At 70.4% G+C, this 18,288-nt stretch carries 16 protein-coding genes; 8 read left to right on the top strand and 8 right to left on the bottom strand.

Annotated elements, in window-relative coordinates:
• Positions 1–70 precede the first annotated feature (70 nt).
• Entirely contained in the window at positions 71–1,369 is a 1,299-nt protein-coding gene (locus tag ABZW60_RS22790; protein ID WP_355479806.1) for a family 43 glycosylhydrolase, read from the bottom strand.
• Positions 1,370–1,516: 147 nt separating this feature from the next.
• On the opposite strand from ABZW60_RS22790, the gene dacB reads away from it, so the two are divergent.
• The 5 genes from dacB to ABZW60_RS22815 all read left to right on the top strand — a co-directional run bounded on the left by dacB (position 1,517) and on the right by ABZW60_RS22815 (position 6,983).
• Positions 1,517–3,070, top strand: a complete 1,554-nt coding sequence (dacB, locus tag ABZW60_RS22795; RefSeq protein ID WP_355479808.1) for a D-alanyl-D-alanine carboxypeptidase/D-alanyl-D-alanine-endopeptidase — start codon at positions 1,517–1,519, stop codon at positions 3,068–3,070.
• Positions 3,071–3,110: 40 nt separating this feature from the next.
• Positions 3,111–4,061 carry a GNAT family N-acetyltransferase gene (locus tag ABZW60_RS22800; protein ID WP_355479810.1) on the top strand — a complete coding sequence of 317 codons (951 nt, stop codon included), beginning with the start codon at positions 3,111–3,113 and terminating at the stop codon, positions 4,059–4,061.
• Positions 4,058–5,002 carry a GNAT family N-acetyltransferase gene (locus tag ABZW60_RS22805; protein ID WP_355479812.1) on the top strand — a complete coding sequence of 315 codons (945 nt, stop codon included), beginning with the start codon at positions 4,058–4,060 and terminating at the stop codon, positions 5,000–5,002. The genes ABZW60_RS22800 and ABZW60_RS22805 overlap by 4 nt, the downstream gene beginning before the upstream one ends.
• Positions 5,003–5,145: 143 nt before the next feature.
• Positions 5,146–5,730 (top strand): helix-turn-helix domain-containing protein, encoded by a 585-nt coding sequence (locus ABZW60_RS22810; RefSeq protein WP_355479814.1) that lies wholly within the window; start codon positions 5,146–5,148, stop codon positions 5,728–5,730.
• Positions 5,727–6,983 carry an MFS transporter gene (locus ABZW60_RS22815; RefSeq protein ID WP_355479815.1) on the top strand — a complete coding sequence of 419 codons (1,257 nt, stop codon included), beginning with the start codon at positions 5,727–5,729 and terminating at the stop codon, positions 6,981–6,983. The genes ABZW60_RS22810 and ABZW60_RS22815 overlap by 4 nt, the downstream gene beginning before the upstream one ends.
• On the opposite strand, the gene ABZW60_RS22820 is transcribed toward ABZW60_RS22815, so the two are convergent.
• Both ABZW60_RS22820 and ABZW60_RS22825 read right to left on the bottom strand, forming a co-directional pair.
• The gene (locus ABZW60_RS22820) at positions 6,980–8,566 is read right to left on the bottom strand and encodes an MFS transporter (RefSeq protein ID WP_355479817.1); all 1,587 of its coding nucleotides are present in this window, start codon (positions 8,564–8,566) and stop codon (positions 6,980–6,982) included. The two genes, ABZW60_RS22815 and ABZW60_RS22820, sit on opposite strands and share 4 nt — an antisense overlap.
• Complete coding sequence (locus tag ABZW60_RS22825) at positions 8,566–9,072, bottom strand: MarR family winged helix-turn-helix transcriptional regulator (RefSeq protein ID WP_355479818.1); 507 nt, start codon at positions 9,070–9,072, stop codon at positions 8,566–8,568. The genes ABZW60_RS22820 and ABZW60_RS22825 overlap by 1 nt, the downstream gene beginning before the upstream one ends.
• Positions 9,073–9,235: 163 nt before the next feature.
• Between ABZW60_RS22825 and ABZW60_RS22830 the strand changes: the two genes are divergently transcribed.
• Genes ABZW60_RS22830 through ABZW60_RS22840 form a run of 3 tightly spaced genes read left to right on the top strand, consistent with a single transcriptional unit; the run spans position 9,236 to position 13,798 of the window.
• The gene (locus ABZW60_RS22830) at positions 9,236–10,870 is read left to right on the top strand and encodes a Wzz/FepE/Etk N-terminal domain-containing protein (RefSeq protein ID WP_355479820.1); all 1,635 of its coding nucleotides are present in this window, start codon (positions 9,236–9,238) and stop codon (positions 10,868–10,870) included.
• Between the two features lie 4 nt (positions 10,871–10,874).
• The gene (locus tag ABZW60_RS22835; RefSeq protein WP_355479822.1) at positions 10,875–12,248 is read left to right on the top strand and encodes an O-antigen ligase family protein; all 1,374 of its coding nucleotides are present in this window, start codon (positions 10,875–10,877) and stop codon (positions 12,246–12,248) included.
• Positions 12,245–13,798 (top strand): right-handed parallel beta-helix repeat-containing protein, encoded by a 1,554-nt coding sequence (locus ABZW60_RS22840; protein WP_355479824.1) that lies wholly within the window; start codon positions 12,245–12,247, stop codon positions 13,796–13,798. The genes ABZW60_RS22835 and ABZW60_RS22840 overlap by 4 nt, the downstream gene beginning before the upstream one ends.
• A 20-nt stretch (positions 13,799–13,818) precedes the next feature.
• Here ABZW60_RS22840 and ABZW60_RS22845 read toward each other — a convergent pair whose 3' ends face one another.
• Genes ABZW60_RS22845 through ABZW60_RS22865 form a run of 5 tightly spaced genes read right to left on the bottom strand, consistent with a single transcriptional unit; the run spans position 13,819 to position 18,265 of the window.
• Complete coding sequence (locus ABZW60_RS22845) at positions 13,819–14,355, bottom strand: MarR family transcriptional regulator (protein WP_355480501.1); 537 nt, start codon at positions 14,353–14,355, stop codon at positions 13,819–13,821.
• 2 nt (positions 14,356–14,357) lie between these two features.
• Positions 14,358–15,119: an imidazole glycerol phosphate synthase subunit HisF gene (gene hisF, locus ABZW60_RS22850; RefSeq protein WP_355479826.1), complete on the bottom strand. Its 762-nt coding sequence runs from the start codon at positions 15,117–15,119 to the stop codon at positions 14,358–14,360.
• A gap of 46 nt (positions 15,120–15,165) precedes the next feature.
• A complete protein-coding gene (locus ABZW60_RS22855) occupies positions 15,166–15,756 on the bottom strand; it encodes a hypothetical protein (protein ID WP_355479828.1) in 591 nt (196 codons plus the stop codon).
• Positions 15,753–16,685: a lysophospholipid acyltransferase family protein gene (locus ABZW60_RS22860; RefSeq protein ID WP_355479829.1), complete on the bottom strand. Its 933-nt coding sequence runs from the start codon at positions 16,683–16,685 to the stop codon at positions 15,753–15,755. The genes ABZW60_RS22855 and ABZW60_RS22860 overlap by 4 nt, the downstream gene beginning before the upstream one ends.
• A complete protein-coding gene (locus ABZW60_RS22865) occupies positions 16,685–18,265 on the bottom strand; it encodes a lactate racemase domain-containing protein (RefSeq protein ID WP_355479831.1) in 1,581 nt (526 codons plus the stop codon). The genes ABZW60_RS22860 and ABZW60_RS22865 overlap by 1 nt, the downstream gene beginning before the upstream one ends.
• Positions 18,266–18,288 lie beyond the last annotated feature (23 nt).

The raw sequence follows: 18,288 nt of genomic DNA on the forward strand, positions 1-18,288 counted from the left end.
GTGCTCCCCGTCCGTGCTCACACCGTGCTCACTGCGTGCAGTACGAGAGTACGGGGTCAGGCGGACGGAGCTACTGCACCTCGAGGTAGTCGACCTCCGTGTACAAGGTGCCCTTGGTCAGCCGGATCGTGTTCCAGCCGGCGTTCAGCGTGACGGGGACCGAGCTCTGCTGCCAGTTGTCCCAGCCGGTGACGGGGTAGCTGACCGACCCCGCGTTGTTGCCGTTGACAACGAGACCGTGGCTGGCGGTGGACGCGGAGCCGTTGGCGTACCCGACGTGCAGTGTGTAACCGCCCGCAACCGGTGCGTACACCGAGTTCTCCACCCAGGAGTCGGCGTAGTCGATGTACGCGACGACCTTCCCGTCCGAGGCGCCGGCCGCGTTGGACCGGACGACGCAGTGGTTCAGCGTCCCGCGCTCCGCCTCGTACCGGACCCGGCTGCCGCGTACCACCGGGTAGTCGTTGGCGTACCCGATGTCGGCGACGTACAGGTGCCGGCCGCCGTTCACCCATCCGTGGACGAACACCTTGCCCCCGACGACGTCGGCGCCGCCGGGACCGCAGACGTGGTTGTCGAACGTCGCGGTCGTCATCAGCGGCCGGTACGCCGTCGTCCACGGACCGCTCAGCGTCTTCGAGGTCGCGTACGACGTCAGGTAGTTGCAGTCGGCGTAGCCGCCGCCGGAGAAGAACAGCACGAACTGACTGCCGCGCTGCACGAGGTCGGGCGCCTCGATCACACCGCTCGACGTGAGCATCGCGGTGTTGCCGCCGACCAGCGTCCGGCCGTTGTCCGCGGTCCGGGTCAGCCAGAGCGTCGACGGCTGGCCGATCGCGTTGCCGTCGTTCTTCCAGACCAGGTAGCGGGTGCCGTCGTCGGCCACGAACGTGTTCGCGTCGATCGCGCCGCCGAGGTTGAGCGGGCAGATCAGCGGCGCCGTACCGACCGGCTGGAACGGGCCGAGCGGATTCGTGGCGGTGGCGACGCCGACGCACTGCCGTCCGGAGGCCTTGTGCCAGGCGGTGTAGGTGAGCGTGTAGGTCCCGTCGGGGTTCGGGTGGACGTCCGGCGCCCAGGTGCGGCCGGGCTGGGCCCAGGCGCTCGACGGACCACCGGGCATCGCGTCGCCGCGGACCGTCCAGGGCCCGTTGGCGCTCGGCGCGGTCGCGACCGGGACGGTGCCGCGGCTGCCGTTGGTCGCGTACGCGTACCAGGTGCCGTTCTGCTCGAAGACGTCCGGGTCGGGGAAGTTCTCGCCGATGATCTCACCCGGGAAGACCGCCGCCGTGGTGGCGGCGTGGACCGTGGGTGACAGGACGGCGGAGAGGCTGAAGACAGCGAGCAACGCTACCAGAAGTCGTTTCATGGGTGACTCCTCAGGTGGGGCGGATACCTGTGGCTTTCACTTTTACATCGATTCACCTGAAACGCGAGGCCCCAATCCCTGGACCCTGGGGTTTCGGGGGTGGAGACTCCCGCTAGTTGGTTTCCGCCTGGTTTGAGGGAGTGCCTCGTGAGTCGTTTACCGAGAGGGATGGTCGCCGCGGTCGCGGCGGTCGCAGCAGCGGTGGGTGGGGTCGTCACCCAGTCGGTCGCGGCGCCTACCGCCGTCCAAGCGACTGCTTTGCAGCAGCGCCTGGACGGTCTGCTGAACGACAGCCGGTACGACGGTTCGCAGGTCGCGCTGGTGGTCCGCGACGCGGCCACCGGCGAGACGCTGTACGACCGCGACGGCGGCCAGCGGATGCTGCCCGCCTCGAACACCAAGCTGTTCAGCTCGACGGCCGCGATGCACGTGCTCGGCCCGTCGTACCGCTTCCACACCGACGTCCTCGCCACCGCACCCGTCCGCGGTGGACAGCTGCTCGGCAATCTCTACCTGAAGGGGTACGGCGACCCGACCGCGCTCGAGTCCGACTACGCGGGCCTGGCCAAGCAACTCAAGGCGTCCGGCGTCCGGCGGGTGTACGGCGACCTGATCGCGGACGACACGTACTTCGACCACGTCCGCCTCGGTGACAGCTGGGCCTGGGACGACGAGCCGTTCTACTACAACGCCCAGATCTCCGCGCTCACGCTCGCCCCGAACACGGACTACGACTCCGGCACGGCGATCGTCGAGAGCCGCCCGGGCACCGCGGCCGGTACGCCCGTGCGTCTGAACCTGGTCCCGGCGAACGGCGCGATCACCCTCGTCAACACCGCCACGACCGGCGCGGCCGGCTCGTCGAACACCCTGAACATCGAGCGTGACCACGGCACCAACGTCGTCCGCGTGACCGGCTCGGTGCCGCTGGGCGCGTCGGTCGGCCAGGAGTGGGTGACGGTCTGGGAGCCCGAGCTGTACGCCGCCGACGTGTTCCGGCGCGCGCTGGCCGCGCAGGGCATCACGGTGAGCGGCCGGATCAAGAACGCGGCGACCCCGGCGACCGCGGCGCGGCTGGCGCGAGACGAGTCGATGACCGTCGGCGAGCTGATGACGCCGTTCCTGAAGCTGTCGAACAACATGCACGCCGAGACCCTCGTGAAGGCGATGGGCGCGGTCGTCGACGCGGAAGGCAGCTGGCCGGCCGGGCTCGGCGTCGTCACCGACTACGCCAAGAGCATCGGCGTCGACACCAGCCGGATCCGCCTGTCCGACGGCTCCGGCCTGTCGCGCAAGGTGAATGTCACCGCCGACGCGATCACCGACGTCCTGATCGGCGCCCAGAAGGAGCCGTGGTGGCAGCAGTGGTACGACGCGCTGCCGATCGCCGGCAACCCGGACCGGTTCGTCGGCGGCACGCTGCGCAGCCGGATGCAGAACACGCCGGCCGCCAACAACCTGCACGGCAAGACCGGCTCGCTCACCGGCGTCACGTCGCTGTCCGGCTACGTGACGACCAAGGACGGCCGCAAGCTGGTGTTCTCGATGATCAGCAACAACTACCTGGTCAGCCCGCGCTCGATCGAGGACGCCGTCGGCGTCACGCTCGCCTCGTGGTCGGACCAGGCGCCGCCGGCCGCGACGTCGAGCCTGCGCACCGCCCAGACCACCTGTGACCTGGAGTGGGACAAGGCCTGCTAATTGAGTGGCCAGTACGGCGGTCGTTCACCACCATGTGGGAATGACCGCCGTACTGCCATCGTCGTACACCGTCCGTCCGCCGTCGAAGGAGGACGCGCAGGCGGTCCTCGAGCTGGTGTCGGCCTACAACACCTCGGTGGTCGGTTTCGCCGACTACACCCTCGAGGACGCCGAGGACGAACTCACCGAGCCCGGCTTCGAGCCGGAGACCGACGGTTGGCTGGTCTTCGACGGCGAGCGCCTCGTGGGCTACGGCTCGATCTTCGGCAAGGGTGACCACGGCCAGCTCGACCTGGACGTGGTGACCGCGGACCTGACCGTCGAGACGTACCTTCTGCAGCGGGTCGTCACGCGCGCAGAGGAGTTCGCCCGGGCCTACGGGCATGCGGCTGTCCAGCTGGACGCGGTGAACTACCGCGCCGACAGCGCCCGCGCGGAACGCCTGGCGAACTACGGCTTCCGGCCCGGCACGACGTTCCACCGGATGCGCATCGACCACGACGGACCCGTCCCGGCGCCGGAGATTCCCGAGGGGATCACGATCCGCCGCGGTGCCCCCGACGAGGCCACCAGACGCGCGGCCCACGACGTACTGAACGCGAGCTTCGAGGGGCAGTTCGGCTTCTCACCGCGCTCGTTCGAGGAGTGGCACGCGGCGCAGGAGAACCACTCGGCATTCGACTGGTCGCAACTGACCTTGCTGGAGCTCGACGGCGAGACCGTCGGGCTGCGGCTGTCCAACGACCAGTTCGTCGAGGACGAGAACTGCGGCTACGTCGGGCGCCTCGGCGTTCTCGAGAAGGCCCGCGGGAAGGGTCTGGCGAAGTTCCTGCTGCGCGACCAGTTCGCGCTCGACGCGGCCGCCGGGCGCACCGGCACGATCCTGCACGTCGACACCAACAACCCGACCCCGGCACTCGGCGTGTACCTGTCGGTCGGCATGCAGCCGGTGCTGGTGATGGAGGTCTGGCGGCGCGAGGTGAGCGCGTGAACCTCCCCGCCGGTCACACCGTGCGCCCGATGCGGCAGGAGGACGCCGCGGTGATCGCGGAGCGGTCCGGGGCCTACACGTCGGCGCTGCTGGGCTTCCCGAAGCACAGCCCGGAGGACGTCGCGAACTACCTACGGGATCCGGGGATGAACCTCGCGACGGACGGGTGGGTGGTGACCGGACCGGGCGGCGAGTTCGCCGGCTCGGCCACCGCGGTCGCGATCACCGGCGGCACCCACCTGAACGTCGACATCCTGAGCGAGGACCCCGCGATCCTCGGCTGGCTGCTGGACCAGATCGAGCGCCGCGCCGCGGAGGTCGGCTCGCGGACCGATCGCGAGGTCGTGGTCCGGCTGGGTGTCATCGGCCAGGACGAGCGACTCGCGGCGGCGGTCGCCGCACACGGGTTCGCGGTCGGTACGTCGACGCACCGGATGCGGATCACCTTCGACGGCCCGGTCCCGGCACCCGCCGTACCTGACGGGGTCGTCGTACGGCGGGGTGCACCGGACGAAGCCAGCCGCCGGGCGGCGCACGCCGTACTGATGGCGGCGTTCGAGGCGCAGCCCGGGACGCAGCCGCGGCCGTTCGAGGAGTGGGCCGCGTCGCGGGAGAGCCGGTCGACGTTCGACTGGTCGCAGGTGACGATCGCCGAGGTCGACGGGCAGGCGGCCGGGATGACCGAGTGCAACGACAACTTCGTCAGCACCGACAACTGCGGGTACGTCGGGCGGCTCGGCGTCGTCCCGTCCGCGCGCGGCCGCGGCCTGGCCAAGTTCCTGCTCCGGAACGCCTTCGCGGTCGACTCCGCCGCCGGCCGCGGCGGCACCATCCTGCACGTGGACACGAGCAATCCCACCCCGGCCGTCGCCCTCTACACCGGCGCCGGCATGCGCCCGGACCTGGTCAGCGACATCTGGACCAAGACCGTCCGCGCCTGACTCCGGCAGCTCGACAGTACGTATACGCCCACTGCCGGCGAGCGCCCGCCTGAGCACGCCGGCGATCCGCCGCCGTTGGCCGACACCTCCTGTCGAGCTGCCGACTCTTGCCCCCGGCAGATCTGAGAGATTACTCTCGAAACATGTCTCTCAGAAATCCGTACGGCGATTTCGAGATCACCGACCCGCAGGCGATGCGTGCGTTGGCGCATCCGGTCCGGCTCGCCGCACTCAGCTACCTGCAGAAGAACGGGCCGGCCACGGCCACGCAGTTGTCCGAACACGTCGGCGCCTCCCCCTCGGTGACCAGCTGGCACCTGCGGCACCTGGCCGAGTTCGGGCTGGTGGTCGACGTCCCGCCGCCGAGCGGGACGGACCGCCGGCAGCGCTGGTGGGACGCGGCCGCCCGCGGGTTCCGGTACGAGATGCCGGAGACCCCGGAGGGCACCGAGGCCGGCCGGCTGCTGCGGACCGAGATGATGAACCAGGCACTCGAAGCGGCCCAGCAGTGGCTGGTCGAGACCGAGCCGGACCTGGACCCGGAGTGGAGCCGGCTGGCCGGATCCGCCAACACGCTGCTGATGCTCACCCTCGCCGAGGCCGAGGCGATCGAGTCCGCGATCGAGGAACTGCTCGCGCCGTACGTCCAGCGCCGTGACGCCGGCGACGTACCGGACGACGCCCGCCCGGTCCGGCACCTGCGCATCTCCTTGCCGGAGGCAACATGAAGACCCGGCCCGCCACCAGCCTGTGGCGCGTCCAGCGGTTCCGGACGTTCTGGTCCGCGCAGACGGTCTCCGAGTTCGGCGACCGGATCACCGAGCTCGCCCTGCCGCTGATCGCGGTCACGCTGCTCGACGCCTCCCCCAGCCAGGTCGGGTTCCTGACCGCGGCGGTGTGGCTGCCGAACATCGCGTCGCTGTTCATCGGCACCTGGGTCGACCACCGCCGCGACAAGCGGCCGCTGATGATCGCCGCGGACCTGGCCCGGACGCTCCTGCTGCTCACCCTGCCGGTCGCGTACTGGCTGGATCTGCTGGGTCTCACCCACCTGTACGTGATCGCGGTCCTCGCCGGGACGGCGCATGTCGTGTTCAACACGGCGTACGCGTCGTTCTTCGTCCGGCTCGTCGATCGCGACCAGTACCTCGAGGCGAACAGCAAACTGTCCGCGACCCGGTCGATCTCGTTCATGGGCGGACCGGCCGTCGGCGGTCTGCTGGTGCAGTGGCTGACCGCGCCGGTCGCGATCGTCGTCGACGCGCTCACGTTCGTGTTCTCGGCCGTCCAGATCAGCCGGCTGAAGGTGGAGCCGGGGGTCGCCGAAGAGTCGACCGAGCCGCTGCTGCGCCGGGCCGGTGCGGGGATGCGGTACGTGCTCAAGCATCCGTACCTGAGCCGCAGCCTGGGCTGCGCCACCACGGTGAACTTCTTCAACCTGATGAGCATCGCGCTGCTGGTGCTGTTCGCGAGCCGGAACCTCGGCCTGTCGGCCGGTGTCATCGGTGTCGCCCTCGGCGTCGGCTCGATCGGCGGGCTGCTGGGCGCCGTCACCGCGTCCCCGTTGAGCAAGCGGTTCGGCGCCGGGCCGGTGATCGCGGTCGGCGCGGTCGTGTTCCCCGGCTCGATCGCGATCGCCGCGCTCGCCGGCGGCCCGACCTGGACCAAGGCGGTCGCGCTGGCCGTGGCCGAGTTCGTCGGGGCGTTCGCGGTGATGTGCTTCGACGTACCGCTGAACTCGTTGCAGGCGGCGGTCGTCCACGACCACATGCGCAGCCGGGTCGCGGGAGCGTTCAGCAGCATCAACTACGGCATCAGGCCGCTCGGCGCGGTCGTCGGAGGGTTCCTCGGCACCTGGATCGGTGTCCGCGAAACCCTCCTCGTCTCCGCCGCCGGCGGCCTGCTCGCCGTCCTGTGGCTGATCGGCTCGCCGATCATCCGCACCCGCGAACTGACCGGCCTGGAACCGCCCGCGCTCTAGAGGTCTTCCGCGACGTCCACCTTGGCGACGGTCGTGCGCAGCGGGACTTCCTTGATGAGCACGACCGCGACCAGGCTGACCACGGCACAGGCCGCGGCGATCAGGAAGATCCGCCCGGTGGCGTCGCCGTACGCGTGCCGGACCAGTTCGGCCAGCTGCGGCGGCAGGTGGTTGACGTCCAGCAGGCTGGTCTCGCCGGAGCCGCCCTCCTGCAGCTTGCGGGCGGCCTCGGTGCCGTTCGGGCCGGACAGGACGCCGGCGACGATCAGGTCCTTCACCCGGGCCGCGAGCACCGCACCGAGCGCCGAGACGCCGACCGCACCGCCCAGGCTGCGGAAGAACGCGACGGTCGCGGAGGACGCGCCGATCTGGGAGACGTCGACGGTGTTCTGGACCGCGAGCACCAGGTTCTGCATCGTCATACCGGTCCCGAGACCGAGCGCGAGCATGCCGAGCCCGACGAGCCAGTACGGCGTGGCGTGGTCGATCGTGCCGAGGATCAGCAGGCCGCCGAGCAGCAGGACGCCGCCGGACACCAGGTATCGCTTCCACTTGCCGTAGCGGGTGATCAGCTGGCCGGAGCCCGCCGAGCCGACGAACGAACCGAGCATCATCGGGATCGTCAGCAGGCCGGCCTCGGTCGGACTGTAGCCGCGGGCGATCTGGAAGTACTGCCCGAGGAACAGCGCGCTGCCGAACATCGCGACACCGACCGCGAGGCTGGCGACGATCGCCAGCGCCGTGGTGCGCTCCCGGACGACCTTCAGCGGGACCAGCGGCTCGGCCACCCGGTTCTCCACCACGACGGCGAGGAAGCCGACCAGCAGCGTGCCGCCGACGAACAGCGCGGACTGCCAGGACATCCAGGCGAAGTCCGTGCCCGCGAAGGTGACCCACAGCAGCGGCAGGCCGGCCGCGATGCTGATCAGCACCGCGCCGAGGTAGTCGATGCGGACCTCACGCTTGAGCACCGGCAGGTGCAGGTACTTCTGCAGGATCACCAGGCTGACCACGGCCAGCGGGACGCAGACATAGAAACACCAGCGCCAGCCGAGCCACGAGGTGTCGACGATGACGCCGCCGATCAGCGGGCCGCTGACGGTCGCGACCGCCATCACGGCGCCCATGTAGCCGGAGTACCGCCCCCGGGACCGGGGTGGGATGGCGGCGCCGATGATGGCCTGGGCCAGTGCCATCAGACCGCCCATCGCCAGGCCCTGCAGCACGCGGGCGCCGATCAGGAACGGCACGTTGTGGGACAGGCCGGCCAGCGCCGACCCGATCACGAAGACCGAGATCGCCACCTGGACGAGCAGTTTCTTGCTCATCAGGTCGGCGAGCTTGCCCCAGATCGGGGTGGACACGGTGGTGGCCAGCAGGCTCGCCGTGAGCACCCAGGTGTACTGCGTCTGGGTGCCCTCGAGGTCGGCGATGATCGTCGGCAGCGCGTTGCTGACGATCGTCGAGCTCAGCATCGCCGTGAACAGCGCGGCGAGCAGGCCGATCAGGATCTCGAGGATCTCCTTGTGGGTGAGTTCCGGCGCGGCGGGCGTGGGCAGCTGCCGGGTCTCGGTGACAGTCATCAGTCTCCAGTCTTGGGGTTTCGCCTCACGACCTTGTTGGCCTCGGTGATCGCGACCGCGACCCGCTGCATGGTGGCAGCGGCCGCGACCAGCGCGTCGTCGTCGAGGTCCGCCAAGGCGGTTCTCAGTTGCCGGGTGTAGGAGGAGTAGAGCGCTTCGAGCTGGGCCTTGCCGTGGGCCGACAGGCTGACCAGCCCGACGCGGGCGTCGGCCGGGTCCGGCCGACGGCTCACCAGTCCGTCGGCCTCCAGCGCGGTCAGCTGCCGGCTCACCACCGACGCGTCGACACCGAGCTTCCCGGCGATCTCGCCGCCGCGCTGCTCACCGTCCTTCATCAGCACCTTGAGCACACTCGCGTCCGACCGGCGCAGACCGCCGTCGTTCGTCAGGTGCCGGTGCTCGATACAGCGCACGGCCCGCACCAGTGAACTGACCCCTTCGAGCAGTTCCTGGGCCGCCGCATCCCGCTCTACCCCCGGGACAAGGGGCTGCTGAGCTAGTTGCATAACCCAACTATATACCTAAATAGTTGGTTTCTGCAACCATCGGCACTCAGCGCTCATCTTGTCACTCAGAGTCATGGTTGTCACGCAGAGGTATGATCCCCGGCAAGGGGGTACGCCGCTACGGTGGTGCGCCGCAGTCAGGGGAGCGACTGAGGTGGTGCCGATGAGGGCCAGCGACATCCAGCACGGCAAATTCGAGCCGACCGTCTTCGGAGCGGTGCGGCGCTACCGCGTCATGGTCCTGGTCGTCACCGTGCTGGTGACGTCCGCCGCGGTGGCCTACTCACTGCTGCAACGCGAGGTCTACCGTGCCGAGGCGACGGTCACCGTGCCGCTGAGCACCCTCGCCCAGCGCGACGCCCGCGACCAGTACTTCGACAGCCAGGTGCTGCTGATGCAGTCCCAGGAGGTCGCGGAAGAGGCGGCCCGGATCGCGAACGCGAACCTGAACCGGAACCTGCTGTCGACAGGCGACTTCAGCGGCCAGAACAGCTCGCTGGAGATCACCCCGCCCGAGCGGGCCACCCCGGGCGGCTTCGGGTCGAGCATCGTCGCTGTCGCGTTCACCTGGCCCGACGCCGACGTGGCGCAGGCCGGCGTCAATGCCGCGCTGATGGCCTTCGACGACGTCCGGGCCGGCACCATCGCCGCGCAGGGCACGGCATCGGTCGCCGCGGTCGAGCGCGCGATCCGCGATGCCCGGACCAAGGGCCAGGTTGCCGAGCTGCTGAAGCAGCGGGCCACGACCCTCGTCAACCTGCAGGTGGATCTCGCCACCCATCCCACCGTCCGGTGGGCCCCGGAACCGCAGACACCGATCAACGGCAACTCCAAGCGCACCGGTGCCATCGGGCTGGTCGCCGGTCTCGTCCTGGGCGCCGGTCTCGCATACGTCCGGGCCAGCCGGCGGCGCTGCCTGGACGACCGGCTCGACCCGGCGGCGATCTACGACGTACCGCTGATCGGCGACATTCCGCCGGCCGGCGCCGGGATCCTTCCCGGCCGCGCACCCGCCGCCGATCCCCTGCCGGTCGCCGCCGATCCGCGCTCACCGGCGGCCGAGGCGTTCCGCTTCACGGCGGGCTCGGTCGAGCGGATCCGCACCGCCCGGGACCAGCGGCTGGCCGTGTCGTTCGTATCGGCGGACAGCGACTCCCGCCGGAGCACGGTCGTGGCCAACGTCGCGCTCGCCGTCGCCGAGAGCGGTACGACGGTGCTCGTGGTGGATGCCGACACCGGACAGGGCGTCCTGACGGACCTTCTCCTTCCGGGCAGTCCACCCACCGACGGTTTCGAGCAGGTCGTGGCCGGGCGGTGCGGGGTGTCCGACTGTGTCGAGACGAGCCCGCTGAACTCGGCTGTCGCCGTCCTGCCCGCCGGGTACGCGCGGCTGCGGCCGACGTCCGGCACGGCCTACGCGAAGGCGGTGGCGGGTCTGATCACCGAGGCCAAGGAGTCGTTCGAGCTCGTGCTGATCGACGGTCCGGCCGTGCTGCGCGCCGCGAACGCGGTCGATCTCGTGCAGGACTCCGACGCGGCGGTCGTCGTCCTCGGGCCCGGCGAACTGGTGCAGGACCACGTCACCGTGGTCGAACGGCTCGATCAGGTCGATTCCGACGTCGTCGGCTACGTCTACCGCCGTGAGGGCCGCTGGCAGCGGTTCGTACGGCGGGTCTGGCGGCGGACCGGCGTGCGGACGGGCCGCCGTACCGGACTCGTCGACCGGCCGGCCGCGACCGTTTTCGCGTTCCCGTCGGCCAAGAGCGCCCGCGAGTCGGCACGCGCACCGCGAGGCTGAAGCGATGCCGCCGGACCCGGGACGGCTGTTCGTGCTGTACGGGCGCGCGCTCGGGATCCTGCTTGCCGGTTACCTGCTGTTCGACCGGGCTTTCGCGTACCTGCACCTGCCCGGCAGTCCGCTGTTCGTCGGCGAGATGGTCCTGGGCCTTGGCGTCGTGGCCGCCCTGGCAGCCACTCGGTACTTCGTCGGGCCGATCCGGGACGAGCCCGTGCTGGCTCTGGTGCTCGCCTTCGCCGGGTGGGGCCTGATCCGGACCGTGCCGGGACTGGGCACGTATCACCTCGACGCGGTGCGCGACGCCGCGCTCTGGTACTACTCCCTGTTCGCCTTGCTGCTGCCGGCCGCGATCGCCTCGTACCCGGGGCTCCTCGACCGTTGGATGGCGGGCCTCGAGCGGCTGACACCCTGGCTGCTGGCATGGTTGCCGCCCGCGCTGGTGCTCGCGCCGCTGGCCGACAGCGCCCCACGAGTCCCGTTCTCGACCGTTTCCGTGCTCTCACGAAAGCCAGGCAGCGCCGCCGTCGCAGCGTTGCTCGTTCTCGGACTCCTGTGGCTCCTGCCGGGCAAGCGCAGCGCACGGAGCCGGGCGCTCTTGAGCCTGCCCGCGCTGCTGGTGATCGCGCTCGCCGCGACGCAGAACCGTGGTGGTCTGCTCGGGGTGATGGCCGGTGGCGCGGTCGCGCTCTTCTTCGTGCGTCACCCGGTGCGCCTTGCCGCGCGCGTCGTACTCGTCATGGTGATCGGCCTCGGCGTGGCGTCGCTGCTGTCGCTCAAGGTGCCGCTGGCCGGCGTCCAGGGCAGGGAGTTCTCCGCGTCGCAACTGGTCGCGAACGTGGTGAGTCTCAGCGGCAAGGACTCCCCCGGGAACCTGGGTGGCACCGTCGAGGGCCGCGAGGAGCTGTGGACCCGCATCCTCGACAAGCAGGTGTCCGACGGTCACCTGGTCGACGGCTCCGGCTTCGGGCAGAACCTGGCCGCCGAGGTCGGCGTGTACGACGAGGGCAAGGAGACGTTGCGCAGCCCGCACAACTCGCACCTGCACATCCTGGCCAGGATGGGCGTCGTCGGCTTCTCGTTCTGGGTCGCGCTGTGGGCAGTCTGGTACTGGCGGCTGATCGCCGGCTGCCGGCGGCTGGCCCGGGCCGGGCGGTACCGGACCCGCCAGCTCGCCGTCCTGATGATGAGCGTGTGCACCTCGGTCCTGGTGTCGTGCCTGTTCGACCCGCAACTGGAAGGACCGCAGATCGCGGCCGTGCTCTGGACGATGTATGGCGTCGGGATCGCGGTCACGACCCGGAAGCCGTGGTTCTCCGGCCTCGCCGCCGAGCCTGCCCGGCCGCTCACCATCACCGGCCGGGACGAGAAGCCGTCGTGACATCGCGCCCGGTGCTTCGCCGGTGGATCGCTGCGGGCTGCGCGCTGGCAGCGGTGCTGTCCACGGCTCTGACGGCCTCGCTGGTCCGGCGCCCGGCCGGCGAAGCTGCCGGGAATCCGGCGATCGCCGGGGCCGGACCCGACGGACCGGTCGGACCGGTCGAGCGGGCCTGCGACGGCGTGCCGCTGCGGCCCTCCGACGATCTCCAGCGGATCATCGACGCGCACGCGCCGGGGACGGCGTACTGCTTCTCGGCCGGGACGTATCGGTTGGTGGAGCCGCTCCGGCCGAAGTCCGGCGACGCGCTGATCGGCCGGGCCGGCGCGGTCGTCAGTGGATCAAAGGTCCTCACCGGCTGGCGGCGCGGCGATCGTGGATGGTCGACGACGGGATTTCTCCCAGCCGCTCCAGGCACCCACGGCGAGTGCCGGGCGGGCATGCCGCTGTGCGGCGCGACCGAGGACATCTTCGCCGACAAGCAGCGGCTGACCCGGGTGAGCTCGCCGGCCGACGTCATCGGCGGCACCTTCCATGCCGACTACGCCACGAACACGATCACGATCGGGGACGATCCTGCACAGCACCTGCTCGAGCAGGCCGTCGCCCCGAGCCTCGTTCGCACGACGGCCGACGACGTCACCCTGGCGAACCTGGTGTTCGAGCAGGCCGCCAACGAAGCCCAGACCGCCGCCGTGGAGAGCCGTCAGGTGACACCGCAGCAGGCAGGGTCCGGTTGGCACATCCTGCACAACGAGGTGCGGCTGAACCACGGCGCCGGGCTCGGGATCGCCGACGGCGCCGTCGTGTCCGGCAACTTCGTGCACGACCAAGGCCAACTCGGCGTCGGTGCCTGGGGCACCGGGTCAGTCGTCGACGGCAACGAGATCTCGTCCAACGGCGTCGCCGGCTACTCGCCGGACTGGGAGGCGGGCGGCGTCAAGAGCTGGCTGACCGACGGTCAATCCGTCACCCACAACTACGTCCACGACAACGCCGGCCCGGGCTTGTGGTCCGACGGCGGGAACATCCGCACCCGGTACGCCGCCAACCGGATCTCCGGCAACTGGGGCGCCGGCATCCAGTACGAGATCAGCTACGACGCCACCATCGAGGACAACGAGATCACCGGCAACGGCCGGCGGCCCAAGGGCTGGGCCTGGGACGCGGGTATCCAGATCCAGTCGTCCGGCGGGACCGGGCGGATCGAGATCACCGGCAACGTCGTCCGCGGCAACGCCAACGCGATCACGCTGATCGACAGCGGCGGCCGGGCCGGCGAAGCACCCGCGCCGCACGGGCCGCACATCGTCCGCAACGTCTCGGTCCACGACAACCGGATCACGCTGACGGACGGTCAGCTCACTGGAGCCGTGCAGGACATCGGCGATCCGGCGATCTACCGCGACCGGAACAACCGCTTCGAGAAGAACACGTATCGCCTGGCCTCCAGGACTGCGGCGTACTTCGCCTGGAACGACACCGAGCTCGACTGGGCCGGATGGCGCGCCCAGGGGCAGGACGCCGGCAGCACGGTCACGCGGACCCGCTGATCCGTGCGAGCCGTGCCCGGTCAGCCCAGGTCGGTGTTCAGGCGGCTGAGGAGGCGGCCGAGGTCGGCCAGGTCGGTGGGATTCCAGCGGTCGAGGATGGCGCGGAACTCGGTCTGGCGTTGGGTGCGCATGGCCTCGTAGCGCTCGGCGCCGGTGTCGGTGAGACGGAGCAGGCGGGCGCGGCCGTCGTCCGGGTCGCCGACGCGCTCGATCAGGCCGAGGTTCTCCAGCTGGGTGATGCCGCGGCTGACGGTCGACTTGTCGAGGCCGAGGACCTGCGCGACGTCGGAGGCGCGGACCCCGGCGCCGCTGCCGGTGCCGAGCTCGATCTGCGAGATCAGGGCGTACCCGGCGGCGTCCATGTCGGGGTGCACGCGGCGTGCCAGCCGGAGCGACGCGGAGCGCGACCGGCGGAACAGCGCGGACAGCTCCTGCTCGATCGCCGCGACCAGCACCTCCGACCGCTCCCCCGAATCCAGTTCGCCCGAATCCACTCCGTCCGAGTCCGGTCCGTCCGACGCCGGCTCGTCCGGCGTCGGCTGGTTCTCGGTCTGCATGGTCACCGGACCACGATTCCGGCGTCGCGGAGCGCCTTCTTCACATCGGCGATGCGGAAGTCGCCGAAGTGGAACACGCTCGCGGCGAGCACGGCGTCCGCGCCGGCCTGGACCGCGGGCGGGAAGTGTTCCGGCGCCCCCGCTCCCCCGCTGGCGATCAGCGGTACGTCGACCACCGCGCGGACCGCCTTGATCAGCTCGAGGTCGAACCCCTGTTTGGTGCCGTCGGCGTCCATCGAGTTCAGCAGGATCTCGCCGGCGCCGAGCTCGCACCCGCGCTGCGCCCACTCGATCGCGTCCAGCCCGGCGGACTTCCGGCCGCCGTGCGTGGTGACCTCGAACCCGCTCGGCTGCTCCGCGGACCGCCGGACGTCGAGGGACAGCACCAGGACCTGGTTGCCGAACCGGTGCGCGATCTCGCGGATCACGTCCGGGCGCGCGATCGCCCCGGTGTTGATCCCGACCTTGTCCGCGCCGGCCCGCAGCAGCCGGTCCACGTCGGTCGCCTCGCGCACCCCGCCGCCGACGGTCAGCGGGATGAACACCTGCTCGGCGGTCCGGCGCACCACGTCGTACGTCGTCTCGCGCGATCCCGACGACGCGGTGATGTCGAGGAAGGTGAGCTCGTCGGCACCCTCCGCGTCGTACACCTGCGCCATCTCGACCGGATCACCGGCGTCGCGCAGATCCGCGAAGTTGACGCCCTTGACCACCCGGCCGGCGTCGACGTCGAGACAGGGAATGACCCGCACAGCAAGACTCACGCGGCCAAGCGTACCGAGCCGCATGTCTCGACCAGGTGAAGCCGTCTCAGAGCAGCAGCGCGCGGACGATCGGCCAGGCGATCAGCACTCCGACCGCCGCGGCACCCACGAGGGTCAGCAGGTGCACCGGGTTGCGCTTGAACGCCGGATCGACGCCGAGTTCCCGGACCAGTTCCAGCTGGCCCACCTTCGCGCGGTGCTCCACCGGGAGACCGATCGCCGTCGTCATGGTGTGCAGGTCGGCGTCGGTCCAGAGCCAGCGGGCCACGCCGATGCGGGTGCCGTCGGCCGCGAGGACCGCCAGCAGTCCCATCGGGATGGAGCCCTTGACGCGCCCGATCCGGAGGACCCGCACCAGCTCGGCGCGCGGCAGCGCCTTCGTCGGCGCCCAGGCGGTCGACCTGTAGGCGACCGCGTCCGCGCTGACCCAGATCCGGGCGCCGCGAATCGCCAGCCAGAACAGCGCCGTCAGGACGGCGACGAGCACGACGAACAGCCCGGCAGCGGCCGCCCAGCTGAGGGCCCAGGTCGCGAGCGACGCGCACAGCACCGCCGGCAGGACCAGGTAGGAGGCGGCGAGGATCCAGAACGGGCGTCCGGCCGCGCCGAAGCGCGGCCGGATCTCGACAGTCGTCACTTCCAGGCGCGACGGCGGTTGTCGGTGGACCGCATGGGCCGGGTCGACTCCCAGACCCGGCGCCAGTGCGCGGCGTCGGGGCCGGTCTGGGACGGGGACGCGCCGATGGCGGCGCGGCGGCGGGACTCGTACCAAGTGGTCGACTCCTCGTCGAGGAGCGCCGACACCGCGGCGGCGATCCGGGGCGCGAAGTCGCGGGCGCTCTCGCCGTCCGACGGGCGCAGCGGGTCGCCGTACCGGACGTGGACCGCGGGACGGCCCGGGATCGGCCAGCCGCGGCCGCGCGGCATCGCGGCGAACGAACCCTTGATGCCGACCGGGATGATCGGCACGTCGTGCTCGACGGCCAGGTACGCCGCGCCCATCCGGAACCGCTGCACCCAGCCGTCCGGCGAGCGGGTGCCCTCCGGGAAGACGACGACGTTCCAGCCGTCGGCGAGCAGGTCGCCCGGCGTGGCGCTCATCTTGCCGCCGCGGCGCTCGATCGGGAACGTGTTGAACACGATCGCCGACCCGGCCGCCCGCCACCAGGTGTCGAAGAAGTAGTCGGCCGCGGCCGCGAACGCCGTCTTGCGGCGCATCGCGTCCGGCAGCGACAGCAGCAGCAACGGGGTGTCGAGGTGCGAGGAGTGGTTCGCGACGATGATCGCCGGGCCGTCCAGCTTGAGCAGCGAGTCCAGCCCGCTGACCTGCGGGCTGACCTCGAAGTTCAGGACCGCGTTCAGCGGGCCCTTCTGGATCAGGTCGCGGACCGCGATCGCGGCCGGCGTCCGGGCCCACTTGGTCGGGAAGACCGTGGTCTCCTTGGGGATCACGTACGGCTCGGCCGAGCGCGGCACCTGCGCCCGCCGGCCCCAGCGCCACCCGCGCGCGACCTGCTTCACGTCCCGCGCGGTGTCCCGGCTGAACTTCACCAGGCCGGTACCCATCAGCGCACGTCCGCGAGCAGGTGCGGCGGGTTGTGCAGGTAGGTGATCGACGGCGACCGGCCGACCGAGTGGCTGACCATCTCGAGCGCGTCCTGCAGCGTCGACGCGGACCGGAAGCCCATCCGCTCGACGGTCTTGCGGTTCGCACCGACCCAGACGATGTCGCCGCAGTGGTCCAGGGCGTGGGAGATCCAGTACCACATGTAGAACGGGTGCACGCCGTGGTACGCGTACGACGTCCGGTACAGGTGGATGTACCACGGGTCCTCGGCGTACTGCTTCTCGAACTTCGCCTCGATCGTCGCCGGGTCGGTGCTCTCCGAGAGCACCTCCTCGAAGAAGTCGACGTACGACGGGTGGTGCAGCTGGCTGAACTCGTAGTCGACCGGGTGATAGAGGATCACCGCGCCGTCCTTGCGGACGACCGGGTTGCCCCGGTACGAGTTGAAGTAGTACCCGAGGCCCATGCAGGCGGCGAGGATCGGGTTCATCACCGAGTTCACGTTGTACGGGCCGACGAACGGCACGCCCATGATCGCGACGTCGGACTGGCCCTGGACCTCGACCAGGTGCTGGCGGTGCACCGCCTCGATGGTCTTCTCGTGCACCGGCTCGATGGAGCCGGCGTTGATCCCGGTCAGGCCGTAGTTCGAGCGGACGTCGGTGAAGATCTTGTGCCGCAGCCGGGCCGGCGCGGCCGCGAGGGCGCGCTTGGTGCCGAGCATCGAGGCCTGGTCCTTGATCGACCACTCCCACTCGCGCTTCTGCAGGAACTCCAGCGGACCGCCGAAGATGTCGTTGTTCAGCGTGGTCTCGATCTGGAACACCTTGACGTGCTGGGTCAGCACCTCACCCATCCGCCAGGCGGAGTGGTGCATCTTCGAGGCCTTGTGGTCCATGAACGACCGCGAGTGGATCATCGTGTGGCTGTTGTGGTGGTGCTTCAGCGACTTGTACGACGCCAGGCCGATCGAGGTGGACTTGTGGCCGCCGTCCATCGCCACCAGGTTCACGTTCACGTAGACCAGCAGGTCGGACTCGGCCGCCCGCTTGGAGATCTCCACGTCCTCGCCGTGCCGGGTCTGGCCCAGGTGGGTCAGGTTGTCGGCGTCCTCGGCGTCGAAGTTGTAGAGCTTCCCGTCCGGGAAGAACGACCGGAAGACCCGCTCGCCGACGATCTCGCGCAGCTCGTTCGGGGTCAGCCGGCGGTGCAGCGCGTTCGCCGAGATCAGCTCGACGTCGTCGACGCCGGCCTGCGCGGCCAGCTCCAGCACGGCCTCGATGACGCGCTGCCGGATGTCCGGCTTCTTCATCGGCGGCAGCGGCAGCGAGATGTCGTCGAACGCGATCGTCAGCCGCATCCCCGGGCGCAGCAGCTCCGGCAGCGGCTCGGACTCGATCGGGTTCAGCAGCGCGTTCTGGATCGCCTCGTCGACGTCGCGGACCGCGGGCAGCGCCTCCGGCGGGTACACCACCCGGGTGCCCTGCGGGAACCGCTCCAGCAGGAAGCCCTCACCGTTGTGCACGAGCAGCGGCGGCGTCCGGTCGTCCACCTCAAGCACGAAACCTGGCCGAGACATGTCAGAACCTCTCTCGTCGTACG

This window comes from Kribbella sp. NPDC003557 (assembly GCF_040610805.1).
Classification (GTDB): domain Bacteria; phylum Actinomycetota; class Actinomycetes; order Propionibacteriales; family Kribbellaceae; genus Kribbella.